General features: G+C 70.3%; 11 protein-coding genes and 1 riboswitch. Of the genes, 4 read left to right on the top strand and 7 right to left on the bottom strand.

Going from position 1 to position 16,665, the window contains the following annotated elements; all coding sequences use genetic code 11:
* Positions 1 to 9 precede the first annotated feature (9 nt).
* The 4 genes from AB0I68_RS27200 to AB0I68_RS27185 are packed head-to-tail and all read right to left on the bottom strand — an operon-like array spanning position 10 to position 7,891.
* A complete protein-coding gene (locus AB0I68_RS27200; protein ID WP_363179999.1) occupies positions 10 to 1,746 on the bottom strand; it encodes a GAF domain-containing protein in 1,737 nt (578 codons plus the stop codon).
* 24 nt (positions 1,747 to 1,770) lie between these two features.
* A complete protein-coding gene (gene cydD / locus AB0I68_RS27195; RefSeq protein WP_363179998.1) occupies positions 1,771 to 5,322 on the bottom strand; it encodes a thiol reductant ABC exporter subunit CydD in 3,552 nt (1,183 codons plus the stop codon).
* 43 nt (positions 5,323 to 5,365) lie between these two features.
* Positions 5,366 to 6,367 (bottom strand): cytochrome d ubiquinol oxidase subunit II, encoded by a 1,002-nt coding sequence (cydB, locus tag AB0I68_RS27190; RefSeq protein ID WP_363179997.1) that lies wholly within the window; start codon positions 6,365 to 6,367, stop codon positions 5,366 to 5,368.
* 18 nt (positions 6,368 to 6,385) lie between these two features.
* On the bottom strand, positions 6,386 to 7,891 hold the full coding sequence (locus tag AB0I68_RS27185) for a cytochrome ubiquinol oxidase subunit I (protein ID WP_363179996.1): 1,506 nt from the start codon (positions 7,889 to 7,891) through the stop codon (positions 6,386 to 6,388).
* Positions 7,892 to 8,080: 189 nt separating this feature from the next.
* Between AB0I68_RS27185 and AB0I68_RS27180 the strand changes: the two genes are divergently transcribed.
* Positions 8,081 to 8,449 (top strand): cyclophilin-like fold protein, encoded by a 369-nt coding sequence (locus tag AB0I68_RS27180; protein ID WP_363179995.1) that lies wholly within the window; start codon positions 8,081 to 8,083, stop codon positions 8,447 to 8,449.
* A gap of 29 nt (positions 8,450 to 8,478) precedes the next feature.
* Here AB0I68_RS27180 and hisC read toward each other — a convergent pair whose 3' ends face one another.
* Positions 8,479 to 9,561: a histidinol-phosphate transaminase gene (gene hisC, locus AB0I68_RS27175; RefSeq protein WP_363179994.1), complete on the bottom strand. Its 1,083-nt coding sequence runs from the start codon at positions 9,559 to 9,561 to the stop codon at positions 8,479 to 8,481.
* A gap of 361 nt (positions 9,562 to 9,922) precedes the next feature.
* Between hisC and AB0I68_RS27170 the strand changes: the two genes are divergently transcribed.
* From AB0I68_RS27170 to AB0I68_RS27160, 3 genes are all read left to right on the top strand, one after another.
* Positions 9,923 to 11,038 carry a LacI family DNA-binding transcriptional regulator gene (locus tag AB0I68_RS27170; RefSeq protein ID WP_363179993.1) on the top strand — a complete coding sequence of 372 codons (1,116 nt, stop codon included), beginning with the start codon at positions 9,923 to 9,925 and terminating at the stop codon, positions 11,036 to 11,038.
* 216 nt (positions 11,039 to 11,254) lie between these two features.
* Complete coding sequence (locus AB0I68_RS27165) at positions 11,255 to 12,430, top strand: metallophosphoesterase (protein WP_363180068.1); 1,176 nt, start codon at positions 11,255 to 11,257, stop codon at positions 12,428 to 12,430.
* A 150-nt stretch (positions 12,431 to 12,580) separates the two neighbouring features.
* On the top strand, positions 12,581 to 13,405 hold the full coding sequence (locus tag AB0I68_RS27160) for a hypothetical protein (protein WP_363179992.1): 825 nt from the start codon (positions 12,581 to 12,583) through the stop codon (positions 13,403 to 13,405).
* Between the two features lie 125 nt (positions 13,406 to 13,530).
* Here the strand turns inward: AB0I68_RS27160 and AB0I68_RS27155 are convergent, their stop codons facing one another.
* A complete protein-coding gene (locus tag AB0I68_RS27155) occupies positions 13,531 to 14,580 on the bottom strand; it encodes an aldo/keto reductase (protein ID WP_363180067.1) in 1,050 nt (349 codons plus the stop codon).
* A gap of 118 nt (positions 14,581 to 14,698) precedes the next feature.
* Positions 14,699 to 16,486 carry a phosphomethylpyrimidine synthase ThiC gene (gene thiC / locus AB0I68_RS27150; protein ID WP_030292556.1) on the bottom strand — a complete coding sequence of 596 codons (1,788 nt, stop codon included), beginning with the start codon at positions 16,484 to 16,486 and terminating at the stop codon, positions 14,699 to 14,701.
* Positions 16,481 to 16,626, bottom strand: a riboswitch (TPP riboswitch). (Overlaps the previous gene by 6 nt.)
* Positions 16,627 to 16,665 lie beyond the last annotated feature (39 nt).

Raw genomic sequence — 16,665 nt, 5'->3', positions numbered from 1 at the left:
TAGGGCTGGTCAGAGCGGGGCCTCCCACACCAGGGTGGTCCCGCTGCCGTCGTCTGCGATGCCGGGGCCGTACGAGCTCGACCCGCCCAGCGACTCGGCCCGCCGGCGCAGATTCCGCAGCCCGCTGCGCCGGCCGCCCTCGGCAATGCCGACTCCGTCGTCGGCGACCTCCAGCCGCACCCCGGGCCTCCCGTCGGCCAGCGTGGCGGTGCAGTCCACGACCACCTCGATCCGCGACGCCTCCGCATGCCGGAAGGCATTCGACAGGGCCTCGCGCAGCGCAGCGATCAGGTTCTTGCCCACCAGCTCGCCGACCACCGCGTCGATCGGGCCGAGGAACCGGTGCGCCGGCTTGAAACCCAACGGCACCGCGGCCATGTTGATCTCTCGCAGGACCCGGGTGCGCAGCCCCGACGGAGCCTCGGCAGGTCCCTGCTGGAGCGCGAAGATCGCGGTGCGGATCTCCTGGATCGTCACGTCCAGCTCGTCCACGGCCTTGCCGACGCCGTCGACGACCTCGGGTACGACGGACCGCCGCTGGGCGCCCTCCAGCATCATCCCGGTGGCGAACAGCCGCTGGATGACCAGGTCGTGCAGGTCCCGGGCGATCCGGTCACGGTCCTCGAACACCGCGAGCCGCTCCCGGTCGCGCTGCGCCTCGGCCATCATCAGCGCGAGCGCCGCCTGGGAGGCGAACTGGGTGGCCAGGGTCCGCTCAGACTCGCTGAACGGCCTTTTTCCGCAGGCCCGCAGGGCCACCAGTGCGCCCAGCACCCGACCGCCACTGTGCAGCGGCAGCATCATGCAGGGCCCGTACTGGCTGGTCAGCCGACTGCTCGTGCGGGGGTCGGAGGCGGCGTCGTCCACGAAGACCGGCTCGCCCTGGAGCAGCTTGGCCACCACCGGGCTCTCGGCCGGGATCACCAGGCCCAGCGAGGTGGCCGGATGCCCGGCGGAGACGGCGACGATCTCCATCCCGCCCTCCTCGGCCGGCAGCATCACGATCCCGGCGGCGGAGTCCGCCAGATGGCGGGCCTGCTCGGCCACCACCGCCAGGGCGTCGTCCGCGTCCCCGCCCGAGAGCAGAGCGGTCGTCACGGCCACCGAGCCGTCGATCCACCGCTCCCGCTGGGTGGCGGCCTCGTACAGCCGGGCGTTGCCGATGGCGATCCCCGCCTCGGTGGCCAGGACCCGGACCATGTGAACGTCGTAGTCGTTGAACTGGCCGCCGCCGTTCTTCTCGGCGAGGTACAGGTTGCCGAAGTTCTCCCCCTGCACCCGGATCGGGACGCCGAGGAAGGTCTTCATGGGCGGGTGGTGCGGAGGGAACCCGGCCGAGCGCGGATCCTTCGTCAGATCGGAGAGCCTCACCGTGTCGGGGTGCGAGATCAGCGCGCCGAGCAGGCCCCGTTTCCCGTCCGGCCGGTGCCCGATCTCCCTCGCCAGCTCGGCGTTGATGCCGAAGGTGACGAAGTCCGACAGCCCGCGGCCCTCGGTGTCGACGACGCCGATCGCCGCGTACCGGGCGTCGGCGAGCTCGGCCGCGGTCTCGCAGATGCGGTCGAGAGTGGAGTGCAGTTCGAGGCCGGTGCCGACCGAGCGCATGGCCTCCAGCAGTTGCGGCACCCGGGCAGTGAGCTCGGTGGAGAGGCCCTGCAGACTCCGGGTGGCCTGGGTGGCTGCCTCCAGTGGGTCAGGTGTTCCGGATGGTGACTCCGGCGGTTCCTGCGACTCCTGCACTGACATGCCCTTGAGACTAGTTAGTCCCTTTTACCGGGGAAAGCCGGCCAGGGCCCCGTCGGCCGCCCGCTCCCGCTCCAGCAAGTTCTGCAGCGGGCCCTCGGCTGCGGACAGCTCCGCGTACGTGCCGCGCTGCACGACCGCTCCCCGATCCAGTACGAGCACCTCGTCGACCGCCTCCAGGCCGGCCAGCCGGTGCGTGATCAGCACAGTGGTGCGGCCCTCGGTCGCGGCGAGCAGGTCCGCCGTCAGTGCGTCCGCGGTCGCCAGGTCCAGGTGCTCGGCCGGCTCGTCGAGGACGAGGACGGGGAAGTCGGCGAGCAGTGCCCTGGCCAGGGCAAGGCGCTGGCGCTGGCCGCCGGAGATCCGCTCGCCGTGCTCGCCGATCAGGGTGTCCAGCCCGTCGGGGAGGCCGTCGGCCCATTCGAGCAGCCGGGCCGCCGCCAGGGCCTGCCTCAGCTGCTCCTCGCTCGCTCCGGTCCTGGCCAGCCGCAGGTTCTCCCGCACCGAGCTGTCGAAGAGGTGCGCGTCCTGGGCGCACAGGCCCACCATCCGGCGCACCTCGTCGCTGTCGAGCGTGCGCGCATCGGTCCCGCCCAGGGTGTACGAGCCTTCGTGCGGGTCCAGGAACCGCAGCAGGACCTGGGCCAGCGAGGTCTTGCCCGCACCCGAGGAGCCGACGACGGCGATCCGCCGGCCCGCCTCCAGGGTCAGGTCCAGCCCGTGCAGCGCGTCGTGCTCCTGCCCGGGATGCCGGGCGGCGAGTCCGGTGAGCCGCAGCGGGAACGGGGAGGCGGGTGCCTCGGCCGGCCGCTCCGGCTCGGCGACCGGGACGGGAGCGTCGATGACCTCGTAGATCCGCTCGGCGCTGCGGCGTACCCGCTGGCGGTACTGGACGGCCTGCGGAAGGCCGTTGACCGCCTCGAAGGCGGCGAGCGGGGTCAGCACGGCAACGGCCATGGCCACCCCGGACAGCCGGCCGTCGTGGACGGCGTTCGCGGCCACGGCCGCGGCGACCACCACGGTCAGCCCGCACACGAGGGCGGAGAGCCCGCTCCCGAGCCCGGTGGCGGCGGCTCCCCGTGCGGCGATGGCGGTCAGTGTCCGGTCGCTCTCCTTCGCGGCGTCCTTGCGTCCGGCCAGTGCGCCGGCGACGGTCAGCTCGGCGGTCCCGGTCAGCAGATCCGCCACCCGCGTGGCGAGCTCTCCCCGGGCCGGCGCCAGCCGCCGCTCCGCACGCCGGGCGCAGGCCCCGCTGACCAGCGGCACCCCGACCCCGGCGGCGAGCAGCCCGGCGGCGAGTGCCACCCCTGCCCCGGGCAGCAGCCAGGCGGTGAAGGCGACCGATCCGGTGCCGACGAGTACCGCGGTGCCGACCGGCAGCAGCCAACGCAGCCAGTAGTCCTGGAGGGCGTCGGCGTCGGCCACCAGGCGGGCCAGCAGGTCTCCCCGCCGCTGCTCCCGCAGCCCGGCGGGCGCGATGCGCTCCAGCCGCCGGAACACCGACACCCGCAGGTCTGCGAGCATCCGCAGTACTGCGTCGTGGGAGACGATCCGCTCCGCGTACCGGAAGACGGCCCGCCCGATCCCGAAGGTCCGGGTGGCCGTGACGGCCACCATCAGGTAGAGCACCGGCGGTTGTTCCGAGGCCCGCGAGATGAGCCATCCGGAGACGGCCATCAGCCCGACACTGCACCCGACGGCCAGCGCCCCGAGCAGCAGACCGAGCCGGAACCGCCCCTGCCAGGCCTTGGCCACCGCGCGCACCCGCCGGAGCGGATCGCCCCCGCCCGAGTCGGCCCCGGCAGCCTTGGCCGCCCGCTCGGGGGCGCTGCCGAGAATCCACTCCCCGGGGCCGGACGGCCCCTTGCGCTCCCCGCCGAGGCCGCCGGACGTCCCGGGCGCCGCCCCCGGCCGGGCAGGGGAAACAGATGTCAGGAGCCCCGCAGAGCCCACCGGCACCACGCGGTCGGCCACGGCCAGCAGCGCCGGCCGGTGGACGACCAGCAGCACGGTGCGCCCCACCGCGAGGCGTCGTACCGCGTCGACCACGGCCGCCTCGGTCTCCCCGTCAAGCGCTGCGGTCGGCTCGTCGAGCAGCAGCACCGGCCGGTCCGCGAGGAACGCCCGCGCCAGCGCCAGCCGCTGACGCTGTCCGGCGGACAGCCCGACTCCGCCTTCCCCGAGCTCCGTGTCGATGCCGCGCGGCAGCGCGGCCACGAACTCCCATGCCCCGGCGTCCTTCAGCGCCTCGGACACCGCGTCCGCGGAAGCATCCGGCCGCGCGAGCCGTACGTTCTGCGCGATCGTCCCGGCGAACAGGTGCGGCCGCTGTGGCACCCACGCGATCCGCTCCCGCCACTCCTCGAGCGACAGCGAGGCGAGGTCCACGCCCGCGACCCGCACCCGCCCCGCGGCCGGCGCCACAAAGCCCAGCAGCACCTGGAGCAGTGTGGACTTGCCCGCCCCGCTCGGCCCGGTGAGGGCGACGCACTCCCCGGGTCCGACCGCCAGCGAGACCGGTCCCGGCGAGTCCTCGCCGCGGCCCTCGTAGCGGACGGCGACCCCGTCGATCTCGATCCGCAGCCCCGCGGCCGGCACCGGGGCCACGCCGCCCGAGGCGGCGACCGGGGTCTGGAGCACCTCGAAGATCTCCTCGGCGGCCGCCAGTCCCTCGGCGGCCGCGTGGTACTGCGCCCCGACCTGGCGCAACGGCAGATACGCCTCGGGCGCCAGGATCAGGATGACCAGCCCGGTGTACAGATCGAGGTCCCCGTGGACCAGCCGCATGCCGATGGTCACGGCCACCAGCGCCACCGAGAGCGTGGCCAGCAACTCCAGTGCGAAAGACGAGAGGAAGGCGATGCGCAGGGTCCGCACCGTCGCCTGACGGTAGTCATCGGTGATCTTGCGGATCGACTCGGCCTGCGCCTTGGCCCGGCCGAAGACCTTCAGCGTCGGCAGCCCGGCCACCACGTCCAGGAAGTGACCCGACAGCCGGGACAGCAGCCGCCACTGGCGGTCCATCCGGGACTGGGTGGCCATGCCGATCAGCACCATGAACAGCGGAATCAGCGGCAGCGTGACCACGATGATCGCAGCCGACACCCAGTCCTCGGTGACGATCCGGGCGAGGACCGCCACCGGGACGACCACCGCGAGGCCCAGCTGGGGCAGATAGCGGGAGAAGTAGTCGTCGAGGGCATCGACGCCCCGGGTGGCCAGCGCCACCAGCGACCCCGTCCTCTGGCCGCTCAGCCAGCCGGGCCCCAGATCCGCGGCCCGGTCCAGCAGCCGGCCCCGCAGCTGCGACTTGACCGCCGCACTGGCCCGGTGGGCAGCGAGCTCCGTGAGCCAGGCGAGCAGGCCTCGGCCCAGGGCCACTGCCGCGAGCAGAAGCAGCGGCGTCCGCAGCGCCTCGCCGTCCAGTCCCTGCTCGAAGGCGCCGACCACGATCTCGGCGATCAGCATCGCCTGACCGACGACCAGCCCCGCCCCGGCAAGTCCCAGGGCCACCACGGCCGCCAGGAAGAGGCGGGTGGAGCGGGCGTACCGAAGCAGGCGCGGGTCGATCGGTTTCACGTGAAACATCCCCCAGAGCAGGGTCAGGCAGAAGGGTCAGGGATCAGTGCGCATCGACGATGTGCTGCGTGCCGATCCGCTTGCGGAACACCCAGTACGTCCAGCCCTGGTAGAGCAGGACGAGCGGTGTGGCCACTCCCGCACACCAGGTCATGATCTTCAGGGTGTACGGGCTGGACGAGGCGTTGGTGACCGTGAGGTTCCAGGCGTCGTTCAGCGAGGAGGGCATCACGTTCGGGAAGAGCGTCAGGAAGAGCATCGCGACCGCGGCCGCGATGGTGATCCCGGACAGGGCGAACGACCATCCCTCGCGACCCGCCAGGTTGAAGGCGAGGGCTCCGACCAGTGCCGCGACCGCGACGGCCATGGCGATCAGGCTCTTTCCGTCACCGCGCGAGACCTGGGTCCAGATCAGGAAGACGAGGGCCAGCACGGCGGTGACCGCACCCAGCCGGGTCGCCAGAGTGCGCGAGCGCTCCCGGATGTCCCCGACCGTCTTGAGCGAGGTGAACACCGCTCCGTGGAAGGTGAAGAGGGTGAGGGTGACGAGGCCGCCGAGCAGGGAGTAGACGTTGAGCAGGTCGAAGAGGCTGCCGACGTACTCCTTGTGCTCGTCGATCTTCACGCCGCGCACGATGTTGGCGAAAGCCACGCCCCACAGGAACGCGGGGATCAGCGAGGTCCAGAAGATCGCGTGTTCCCAGTTGGTCTGCCATCTGTCCTCGTCCCGCTTGTGCCGGTACTCGAAGGCCACACCGCGGACGATCAGGCAGATCAGGATGACCAGGAGCGGCAGGTAGAACCCGGAGAAGAGGGTGGCGTACCACTCGGGGAAGGCGGCGAAGGTGGCACCGCCGGCGGTGAGCAGCCAGACCTCGTTGCCGTCCCACACGGGCCCGATCGTGTTGATCAGGACCCGCTTCTCCGTGCGGTCGCGGGCGAGCAGCTTGGTCAGTACGCCGACTCCGAAGTCGAAGCCCTCCAGGAAGAAGTAGCCGGTCCACAGGACGGCGATGAGCACGAACCAGACGTCATGGAGTTGCATGGTGTGGTCCCCTCAGCCTCAGTAGGAGAAGGCCATCGGCCGGTCGGGGTTCTTGTCGTCCCCGCCGATCTTGGTGGGCGGGTTCAGGTCGGCCTCGGTGAGCTCGGGCGGGCCGAGCTTGACGTACTTCACCAGCAGCCTGACCTCGATCACCGCGAGCACGGCGTACAGGAGCGTGAAGCCGATCATCGAGGTGAGCACCTCGCCCTGGGAGACGTGGGGCGAGACCGCATCGCGGGTGCGCAGGACTCCGTAGACCACCCAGGGCTGGCGGCCCATCTCGGTGAAGATCCAGCCCCATGAGTTGGCGATGAGCGGGAAGCCCATGGTCCAGAGGGCGACGATCCAGTACCACGTGGTGAACCGGGGGCTCAGCGCCTTCTTGAAGAGGACCAGGTGCGGGACCTCGTCCTCGCCGGTACGCAAGGACGGCGGCAGCATGAACTTCTTGCGGGTGAGCCAGAGCCCCAGCACTCCGATGCCGAGGGAGGCCATCCCGAAGCCGATCATCCAGCGGAAGCCCCAGTAGGCGACCGGGATGTTGGGCCGGTAGTCGCCGGGCCCGAACTTCTCCTGCTCGGCCTTGTTGACGTCGTTGATGCCGGGGACGAAGGAGGTGAAGTCGTCATTGGCCAGGAAGGACAGCAGGCCCGGGATCTCTATCGCGACCTTGTTGTGGCCCTTTTCGACGTCTCCGTAGGCGAAGACGGAGAAGGGCGCGGGCGCCTCGCCGTCCCAGAGCGCTTCCGCGGCGGCCATCTTCATCGGCTGCTGCTTGAACATCACCTTTCCGAGCAGGTCACCGCTGATGGCGGTGCCCATGCCGGCGATGATCAGGGTGACCAGGCCGAGCCGCAGCGAGGTCCGCATCACGGGGATGTGCTTCTTGCGGGCCAGGTGGAAGGCGGAGATGCCGACCATGAAGGCGCCGCCGACCAGGAAGGCCGCCGTAATGGTGTGGAAGAACTGGGTCAGCGCGGTGTTCTGGGTGAGGACCAGCCAGAAGTCGGTGAGCTCGGCCCGGCCCCGCTCCTCGTTGATCCGGTAGCCGACCGGGTGCTGCATCCAGGAATTGGCCGCGAGGATGAAGTACGCGGAGAGGATGGTGCCGATCGAGACCATCCAGATGCAGGCCAGGTGGATCTTCTTCGGCAGCTTGTCCCAGCCGAAGATCCACAGGCCGATGAAGGTCGACTCGAAGAAGAAGGCGATGAGCGCCTCGAAGGCCAGCGGGGCCCCGAAGATGTCACCGACGAAGCGCGAGTAGTCGGACCAGTTCATGCCGAACTGGAACTCCTGCACGATGCCCGTGACGACACCCATGGCGATATTGATCAGGAAAAGCTTGCCCCAGAACTTGGTGGCTCTGAGGTACTTCTCTTTCCCCGAGCGCGCCCAGGCGGTCTGGAGACCCGCCGTGAGCGCGGCGAGAGAGATCGTCAGCGGGACGAAGAGGAAGTGGTAGACGGTGGTGATGCCGAACTGCCAGCGCGCCAACGTCTCTGGCGCCAAAGCTACGTCCACGTCGTCGTCTCCTTCGGTGCGCCGTGGTCACTGCCGCAGTTTGTCTGGCGTGCCCTACCCATTTCAGGACGAAGCAGGGCGCGCTTGTGAACGCGTTCACATTCACAAGCATTATGTCGTACCGCTCCCGGCGCCTTTCAGGCGGGGTCCCCCTGGCCAAGACATTCAACAGATTGTTGAATGTCGCTCATGAGGATTCGAATCTCCTGGCCCGCGGGCCAGCTCACGGCAACCCTGGACGAGACCCTGACCAGCAAGGCGCTGGCCGAGGCCCTTCCGATCTCCGCCTCCGCCAACACCTGGGGCGAGGAGGTCTACTTCGACACCGGCGTCTCCGTGGCGCTCGAGCACGACGCCCGGCAGGTCGTCGACCCGGGCACGGTCGCGTTCTGGACCGAGGGCGACGCCCTCGCGCTCCCCTACGGCCCCACGCCCATCTCGCGCGGAGGCGAGAGCCGCCTGGCGAGTCCGTGCAATGTGCTCGGCTCGTTCGACGGCGACCCCCGCCTGCTGTCCACCGTCCGCGACGGCGACCCGATCCGCGTGGAACTCGCGTAGCACTTGCGAACTCGCGTAGTCCCTGAGGGCTACATCTCCTTGAAGAACGCCTCCGCCGTGTGCAGGAAGAGGTCGTTCGCCTCGGTCTCACCGATCGTGACCCGCAGGCCCTCGCCCGCGAAGGGCCGGACCACCACACCGGCCTTCTCGCAGGCCGCCGCGAACTCGGCGGTCCGCTCCCCGAGCCGCATCCACACGAAGTTCGCGTGCGTCTCCGGCACCACGGTCCAGCCCTGGCCGAGCAGCGTCTTGTAGACCCGCGCACGCTCTCCCACCAGCGCCCCGACGCGTCCCATCAGCTCGTCTTCGGCGCGCAGCGAGGCGACCGCCGCGTCCTGGGCGAGCTGGCTGACGCCGAAGGGCACCGCCGTCTTGCGCAGCGCGGCCGCCACCGGCTCGTGCGCCACCGCGAAGCCGACGCGCAGGCCGGCCAGCCCGTACGCCTTGGAGAACGTACGCAGCACGCAGACGTTCGGGCGGTTGCGGTAGAGCTCGATGCCGTCCGGCACCTCGACGTCGCGGACGAACTCGCGGTACGCCTCGTCCAGCACCACCAGGATGTCCGAGGGCACCCGGTCCAGGAACCGCACCAGCTCGGCGCGGCGCACCGCGGTGCCGGTGGGGTTGTTCGGGTTGCAGACGAAGATCAGCCGAGTCCGCTCGGTGATCGCGTCGAACATCGCGTCGAGGTCGTGCACGTCCCCGTCCGTCAGCGGGACCCGCACGGACGTGGCACCCGAGATCTGCGTGATGATCGGGTAGGCCTCGAAGGACCGCCATGCGTAGATGACCTCGTCGCCCGGGCCGGCCGTCGACTGGACCAGCTGCTGGGCCACGCCCACCGAGCCCGTGCCGGTGGCGATGTGCTCCACCGGCACCCCGAACCGCTCGGCGAGCTCGTTCACCAGGCCCGTGCAGGCCATGTCGGGGTAGCGGTTGAACTGTCCTGCCGCCGCGACCGCAGTCTCCAGCACCCCGGACAGCGGCGGGTACGGGTTCTCGTTCGAGGACAGCTTGTACGCGACGGGCCCGCCCGCAGCAGCGGGCTTCCCGGGCTTGTACGTGGGAATGCCGTCCAGCTCGGCGCGCAGCTTCGGGCTCTTCTCGCTCACCGCAGGTCCTCCTCGACCGTCCCGTACGACGTCGCCGCCGACTCAATACTGCTCACCTTATGAGGATTCCGCTCTTCCGAAAATGGCAGCGCCGGGATTGCGGGGGAGCGCACGCATATATGCACACGCCGGTAGCCCACGCCGTGGCGCGCATCCCTCGTACAGGTGAGTTGAGACCGGCCCGAGACCACACCGTTTTGGCATGCTCGTACCCGCCGACAAACGCCCCGCTTACTCTCCACTCGCAAATGCCTTTATTTCCAAGGTCATTGGTGGTGGCGAACCATGCAGAATCGTGCCTGTCAACGCGTGCATATGCACCCGGACCACCCACCCCACCGAGCCCTACTATCGGCTCGCCATGACAGCAGCAGGGAAGCATCAGGTGAGCCGGACCGAGACCACCCGGCGGGCCGCCGGCCGACAGGGCCGGGCCGGCATCAGGGACGTGGCCGCCGCGGCGGGCGTCTCGATCACAACCGTCTCCGACGCGCTCAATGGCAAGGGACGGCTGCCGGACGCCACCCGCCGCCACGTTCGCGAGGTCGCCGACCGGCTGGGCTACCGCCCCTCCGCCGCGGCCCGCACCCTCCGTACCGGCAAGTCGGGCCTCATCGGCCTGACCGTGACGACGTACGGGGATGAACCTTTCACCTTCACCGAATTCGCATACTTCGCCGAGATGGCCAGGGCCGCCACCTCCGCCGCGCTCGCCCGCGGCTACGCCCTGGTCATCCTCCCCGCCACCTCCCGACACGACGTGTGGTCCAACGTGGCCCTCGACGGCACCGTCGTCATCGACCCCTCCGACCACGATCCCGTCGTCAGCGAACTGGTCCGCCAAGGCCTCCCCGTCGTCTCCGACGGCCGTCCGGCCGGCTCCCTCCCCGTCACCGCCTGGGTCGACAACGACCACGAGGCCGCCGTACTCAACCTGCTCGACCACCTCGCCGCCGCCGGCGCCCGCCGCATCGGGCTGCTGACCGGCACCACCACCGACACCTACACCCGGCTCTCCACCACCGCCTACCTCAACTGGTGCGAGCGGGTCGGCCAGGACCCCGTCTACGAGTCCTACCCCGCCCACGACCCGTGCGCGGGCGCCGTCGCCGCGGACCGGCTGCTCGCCCGACCCGACCGGCCCGACGCCGTCTACGGGCTGTTCGACCCCAACGGGACCGACTTGCTCGCCGCTGCCCGGCGCTACGGCCTGCGCGTCCCCGAGGACCTGCTGCTCGTGTGCTGCAGCGAGTCCACCGTGTACGCCAACACCGAACCGCCCATCACCACCCTGTCCCTCAAGCCGCGCCGCATCGGCACCGCCGTCGTGCAGCTGCTCATCGACGCCATCGAGGGAGTCGACACCGGGCGTCCGGTCGAACAGGTGGTCCCGACCGAGCTGATCGTCCGCACCTCCTCGCAGCGCAGGCAGCCCCGTACGACCATCAGCCCGCCCCGGTCACCGGCCAAGGACTGACCGCCACACCGCGAAACCGGCGGGGCCGACGGCCCCGCCGAAGATTTCAGAAACACCCATTTCGGTAGTAAGCGGCAGGAACTATTGGTTCCGCCCAGGATTCACCACCCCTGGTGCGTCACAGAGCGCGAGCCGCATTCCTATGATGGGCGCACGACATCACGGCCCCTCCGCCCCGGAGGTCAGGAGGGTCCGCAGGTGTACGGCAGCGCGACGGTGGTGGAGGGGTCGATGACTCAGGGGGCCGGTCAGGGACCCGCGATGCGGACGGACACGCTGCGGGACTTCCGAGTTCCGGTCACCGAGACCGCCCCGTACGGCGTGCCCGGCGCGCTTCCCGACGAAGCCCCGGTGTACGGCAAGTACCCCGCGTACTACGGGGAGGGCGCTCCCGTACCCCCGCCGCCGCCCGTGGGCCAGGCACCCGCCACGAGCGGACCGGCCGACGAGGACGAGGCCGACGAGGGCTACACCCCCACCTACCGCGATCTGCCGGTCATCAGCCTCGGTGGGCCGGGCGACACCGTCCAGGTCCAGTACGTCCCCCAGGAGTCCCCGGCCGCGGGTCCGGGACCGCTGTACGTCGTCGGCGACGTCCACGGCTATCTGGACGAGCTCGTCGCCGAACTCCAGGCCCAGGGCCTCATCGACACCGACCGCCGCTGGTCGGCCGGCAACGCCCGCATCTGGTTCCTCGGCGACTTCACCGACCGCGGCCCGGACGGGATCGGCGTCATCGACCTCGTCATGCGGCTGTCCGCCGAAGCCGCCGCCTCCGGCGGCTACTGCAAGGCCCTCATGGGCAACCACGAACTGCTGCTCATCGGCGCCAAGCGGTTCGGCGACACTCCAGTCGTCTCGGGCGCCGGCACCGCCACCTTCCAGGCCGCCTGGCTCCTCAACGGCGGCCAGCGCACCGACATGGAGCGCCTGGAGGACGTACACCTGCAGTGGATGTCACGGCTGGACGCAGCCGTGCTGGAGGACGGGCACCTGCTGCTGCACTCCGACACCACCGCGTACCTCGACTACGGCGACTCCATCGAGGACGTCAACGACACCATCCACGAGCTGCTCAACCGCAACGACGCCGACATCACCTGGGACCTCTTCCGCAAGTTCACCAAGCGGTTCGCCTTCCGCGACGAGGAGACGGGCCCGCAGGCCGTGCGCGAACTCCTCGACACCTACGGCGGCGGCCGGGTCGTGCACGGGCACAGCCCGATCCCGTACCTGCTGGGCGAGGTGGGCACCGAGGACGGCGACGAGTCCCGCGGCCCGGAGGCAGTGACCGGCCCGCACGTGTACGCGGAAGGGCTCGCCATCGCCATGGACGGCGGGGTCACGATGGCCGGCAAACTGCTGGTCGTACAACTCCCGCTGAGCGACTGAGGGTTATCAGAAGCGGGGTAATTTCAGGAAAGCCCCTGTCACCGCGTGGCATGGGCGCTCTACCATCGCCCTATCCGTAGCAGGCTCTCCTCCGTTTGTGCCGGCGCCCGGGTCTACGCGGGCAAACCGGCCCCCACGGAGCATCGGGGGATGCACATGAACAGCGCTCCGCACCTGCTGACCGAAGACCGACCCGAGTTCGATCGGCTCCTCGACGAGGCGCTGCGCACCGCACACGAACGGCCCGAGCTCGCCGCTCTCGGCGAACGGCTGAACGCCGAACAACTGCGCACGATGGCGATCGGGGCCAGCGCGCTGCTGACGGCCGCGGCCGCGGCCGAGTACGACCACTACGTGAAACTCCGCGGGGAACGACGCGACGGCGCTCTGTCCGCCCCCGGAGCGGCGGGGGACAGGAGTGCCGGGCAGGAGGAGGACGACGACGGGGCGGGCGTCAGCGCCGTGGTCGCGGTGCTCGCGCCGGTCCTGGCGGGCGCCGCCATGCTGATCTTCCTCCTGGTGGGCTACACCCTGAAGGCGATCGAGCCCGAACCGGCCTTCGCCGACACGATGCTGACGGCGGGTTGGCTGTTCGGCGGGCTGACCGTGATCTCCCTGCTGTTCGCGGTGATCGGGCTGCTGGTGACGGCTGTCCGCAACCGCGCGACCGAGGTGGTGGCCGAGGACGAGGGCGGGGCGATATCCGACGAGCTCGCGCAGGCCCGCGAGGCCTGGCGGCACGCCCTGCTGGAGCGGGGCATCCTGCCGTTCCTGCGGGACGCACTGGCCGATCCGAGCGCAGGGCCGGCGTATCCGGCCCCCCGCACACCCAAGGCCGGGCGCATCCCCAACCTCGGATACACCCGGCCCGACTTCACCAGTCCGGGATCCTCGTCACAGGGACCCCGGCCCGGCTACACGCCTCCGGACTTCACCAGCCCCGACTTCGGCGGCCCGGAGACCGAGTCGCCATAAGGGCCGCTCGCTTCCGCTCTCCGCGCCGTGGGCAGTCCGTCCCTGTTTCACGTGAAACATCGCGTCCCACGGGGTCTAGGGGGTGCCAGGCGGCCCGGGCCCGGCCGTGATCCGCCGGACACCCCCTAGACCGCGGCCCGGTCCCCCGGCGCCCGGCGCCGCTGCGCGGTGTCGGCCAGAGCCGGCGGGCGCCACACGCCGTCCGGGTGGTACAGGTTCGTCCCCGGCGGCACGATCTCGTCGATCCGGTCGAGCGCCGCGTCGTCGAGGGCCAGTCCGGCCCCCTTGAGCAGCGAGTTGAGCTGGTCCATGGTCCGCGGACCGATGATCACCGAGGTGACTGCGGGATGCGCCATCGGGAAGGCGACGGCCAGCTCGGGCAGGGTGCAGCCGATGCCGTCGGCGAGCTCGACGAGCTGTTCCACGGCCTTCAGCTTCGCGACATTGCCGGGGATCGCCGGGTCGAAGCGCGCGGGCGTCAGAGCCGCCCTCCCCGAGCCCAGGTCGACGGGCCCTCCGAGCCGGTACTTGCCGCTCAGGAAGCCGGAGGCGAGCGGACTCCAGGTCAGTACGCCCATCCCGTACCTCCGGGCGACCGGCAGCACCGCGGCCTCCACCCCACGCGCGAGGATCGAATACGGAGGCTGCTCCGTCCGGAACCGCGGGAGGGCCCGCCGCTCGGCGACGTGGTGCGCCTCGACGATCTCTTCCGCGGGGAACGTGGAGCAGCCGAAGGCCCGGATCTTGCCCGCGCGCACCAGGTCGCCGAGGACCGAGAGGGTCTCCTCGACGTCCGTCGAGTGGTCGGGCCGGTGCACCTGGTAGAGGTCGATCCAGTCGGTGTCCAGCCGCCGCAGACTGTCCTCGACGGCCTGCACGATCCACCTCCGCGAGTTCCCGCTGCGGTTGCGCCCTTCCCCCATCCGGAAGTGGACCTTGGTGGCGAGCACGACATCGTCGCGCCGTCCCTTGAGCGCCTTGCCGACGATCTCCTCGGACTCTCCGGCGGAGTACATGTCCGCGGTGTCGACGAAGTTGATGCCCTGGTCGAGCGCGGCGTGGACGATCCGCGCGCACTCCTCGTGATCCGGGTTCCCCACCGCTCCGAACATCATCGTGCCGAGGCAGTGCGCGCTGACCTCTATGCCGGTCCCGCCCAGACTGCGGTATCTCATGGTCATGGGCCAGCACTGTAGGAGTTGGAGTGCGCTCCAGCGCAAGCACTCCGTGCCGGGACGCTGCTCTGGGGTGCCCCCTCCTTCTCCCCAGAGCAGCGCCACCGCGACGGTCGGGTCAGTCCGCCAGCGGGAGGTACACCCGGTTGCCGCTCGCCGCGAACTCGGCGGACTTCTCCGCCATCCCCGCCTCGATCTCATCGGCCTTCAGGTCGCCGCCGTGCTCACGGCGGATGTCCTGGGAGATCTTCATCGAGCAGAACTTCGGACCGCACATGGAGCAGAAGTGCGCGGTCTTGGCGGGCTCGGCCGGGAGCGTCTCGTCGTGGAACTCGCGGGCCGTGTCCGGGTCGAGGGCCAGGTTGAACTGGTCCTCCCAGCGGAACTCGAACCGCGCGTCCGACAGGGCGTCGTCCCACTCCTGGGCGCCCGGGTGGCCCTTGGCCAGGTCCGCCGCGTGCGCAGCGATCTTGTACGTGATGACGCCGGTCTTCACGTCGTCACGGTTGGGCAGGCCCAGGTGCTCCTTCGGCGTGACGTAGCAGAGCATCGCGGTGCCCCACCAGGCGATCATCGCGGCGCCGATGCCCGAGGTGATGTGGTCGTACGCCGGGGCGACGTCCGTGGTCAGCGGGCCGAGCGTGTAGAACGGCGCCTCCTCGCAGATCTCCTGCTGGAGGTCGATGTTCTCCTTGATCTTGTGCATCGGGACGTGGCCCGGGCCCTCGATCATGGTCTGCACGTTGTGCCGCTTGGCGATCGTGTTCAGCTCGCCCAGCGTCTTCAGCTCCGCGAACTGCGCCGCGTCGTTGGCGTCCGCGATGGAGCCGGGGCGCAGGCCGTCACCCAGCGAGTACGTGACGTCGTACGTCGCGAGGATCTCGCAGAGCTCTTCGAAGTTTGTGTAGAGGAAGTTCTCCTTGTGGTGCGCCAGGCACCACGCGGCCATGATCGAGCCGCCGCGCGAGACGATGCCGGTCTTGCGGCGGGCGGTCAGCGGCACGTACGGCAGCAGCACGCCGGCATGGACCGTCATGTAGTCGACGCCCTGCTCGGCCTGCTCGATGACCGTGTCCTTGTAGATCTCCCAGGTCAGGTCCTCGGCGCGGCCGTCGACCTTCTCGAGCGCCTGGTACAGCGGCACGGTGCCGATCGGCACGGGGGAGTTGCGCAGCACCCACTCGCGGGTGGTGTGGATGTTGCGGCCGGTCGAGAGGTCCATGACCGTGTCGGCGCCCCACTTGGTCGCCCAGGTCATCTTGTCGACCTCCTCCTCGATGGAGGAGGTGACGGCGGAGTTGCCGATGTTGGCGTTGACCTTCACCAGGAACCGCTTGCCGATGATCATCGGCTCGATCTCCGGGTGGTTCACGTTCGCGGGAAGCACCGCGCGACCTGCGGCGATCTCCTCGCGCACGACCTCGGGGGAGACGTTCTCGCGGATCGCGACGTACTCCATCTCCGGGGTGATCTCGCCGCGGCGGGCGTACGCGAGCTGCGTGACGGCGGCGCCGTCACGGCCGCGGCGGGGCTGGCGGGGGCGGCCCGGGAAGACCGCGTCGAGGTTCTTGAGGCCACCGCGCGGCGAAGTGTGCTTGATGCCGTCGTCCTCGGGGCGCACGGGGCGGCCCGCGTACTCCTCTGTGTCGCCTCGGCCGATGATCCAGTTCTCCCGCAGCGGCGGCAGGCCGCGCCGCACGTCGGTCTCGATCTGCGGGTCGGTGTACGGCCCGGACGTGTCGTAGAGCGTCACGTCCTTGCCGTTGGTGAGGTGGACCTGGCGGACCGGCACCCGGATGTCGGGGCGGGAGCCCGCCACGTAGCCCTTGTGCCAGCCCGGCTGGCGCTCGGTCTGGCCGTCGGCGTCCTGGCTGACGGCAGGCGTGCGTGCGTCCTGAATGGTCATGAGACCTGATCTCCCTACGCCGGCATTACCCGGTAACAGGTTCGGCGGTCGACGCAGCCTCTTCCCGTACGCATGTGTGCTGCGCGTACGGTGATCAGCGCCCTCTCAGCCCGGTGCTCCGAGCTCCCGCGTTGTGCAAAGGTGACCCCACGCTAGCGTCATTTGTGGCGTGCTGAACA

This window comes from Streptomyces sp. NPDC050448, from assembly GCF_040655295.1.
Taxonomy (GTDB): Bacteria; Actinomycetota; Actinomycetes; order Streptomycetales; family Streptomycetaceae; genus Streptomyces.
Note: the sequence above shows the minus strand (reverse complement) of the source record. Positions and strands in the feature narration are given on the sequence as shown.

Excerpts from the sequence above, each read along its gene's own strand:
- AB0I68_RS27200 (WP_363179999.1), bottom strand. The coding sequence starts at position 1,746 with ATGTCAGTGCAGGAGTCGCAGGAACCGCCGGAGTCACCATCCGGAACA.
- cydB (WP_363179997.1), bottom strand. The coding sequence starts at position 6,367 with ATGCAACTCCATGACGTCTGGTTCGTGCTCATCGCCGTCCTGTGGACC.
- AB0I68_RS27180 (WP_363179995.1), top strand. The coding sequence starts at position 8,081 with ATGAGGATTCGAATCTCCTGGCCCGCGGGCCAGCTCACGGCAACCCTG.
- AB0I68_RS27170 (WP_363179993.1), top strand. The coding sequence starts at position 9,923 with ATGACAGCAGCAGGGAAGCATCAGGTGAGCCGGACCGAGACCACCCGG.
- AB0I68_RS27160 (WP_363179992.1), top strand. The coding sequence starts at position 12,581 with ATGCACATGAACAGCGCTCCGCACCTGCTGACCGAAGACCGACCCGAG.
- AB0I68_RS27155 (WP_363180067.1), bottom strand. The coding sequence starts at position 14,580 with ATGAGATACCGCAGTCTGGGCGGGACCGGCATAGAGGTCAGCGCGCAC.
- thiC (WP_030292556.1), bottom strand. The coding sequence starts at position 16,486 with ATGACCATTCAGGACGCACGCACGCCTGCCGTCAGCCAGGACGCCGAC.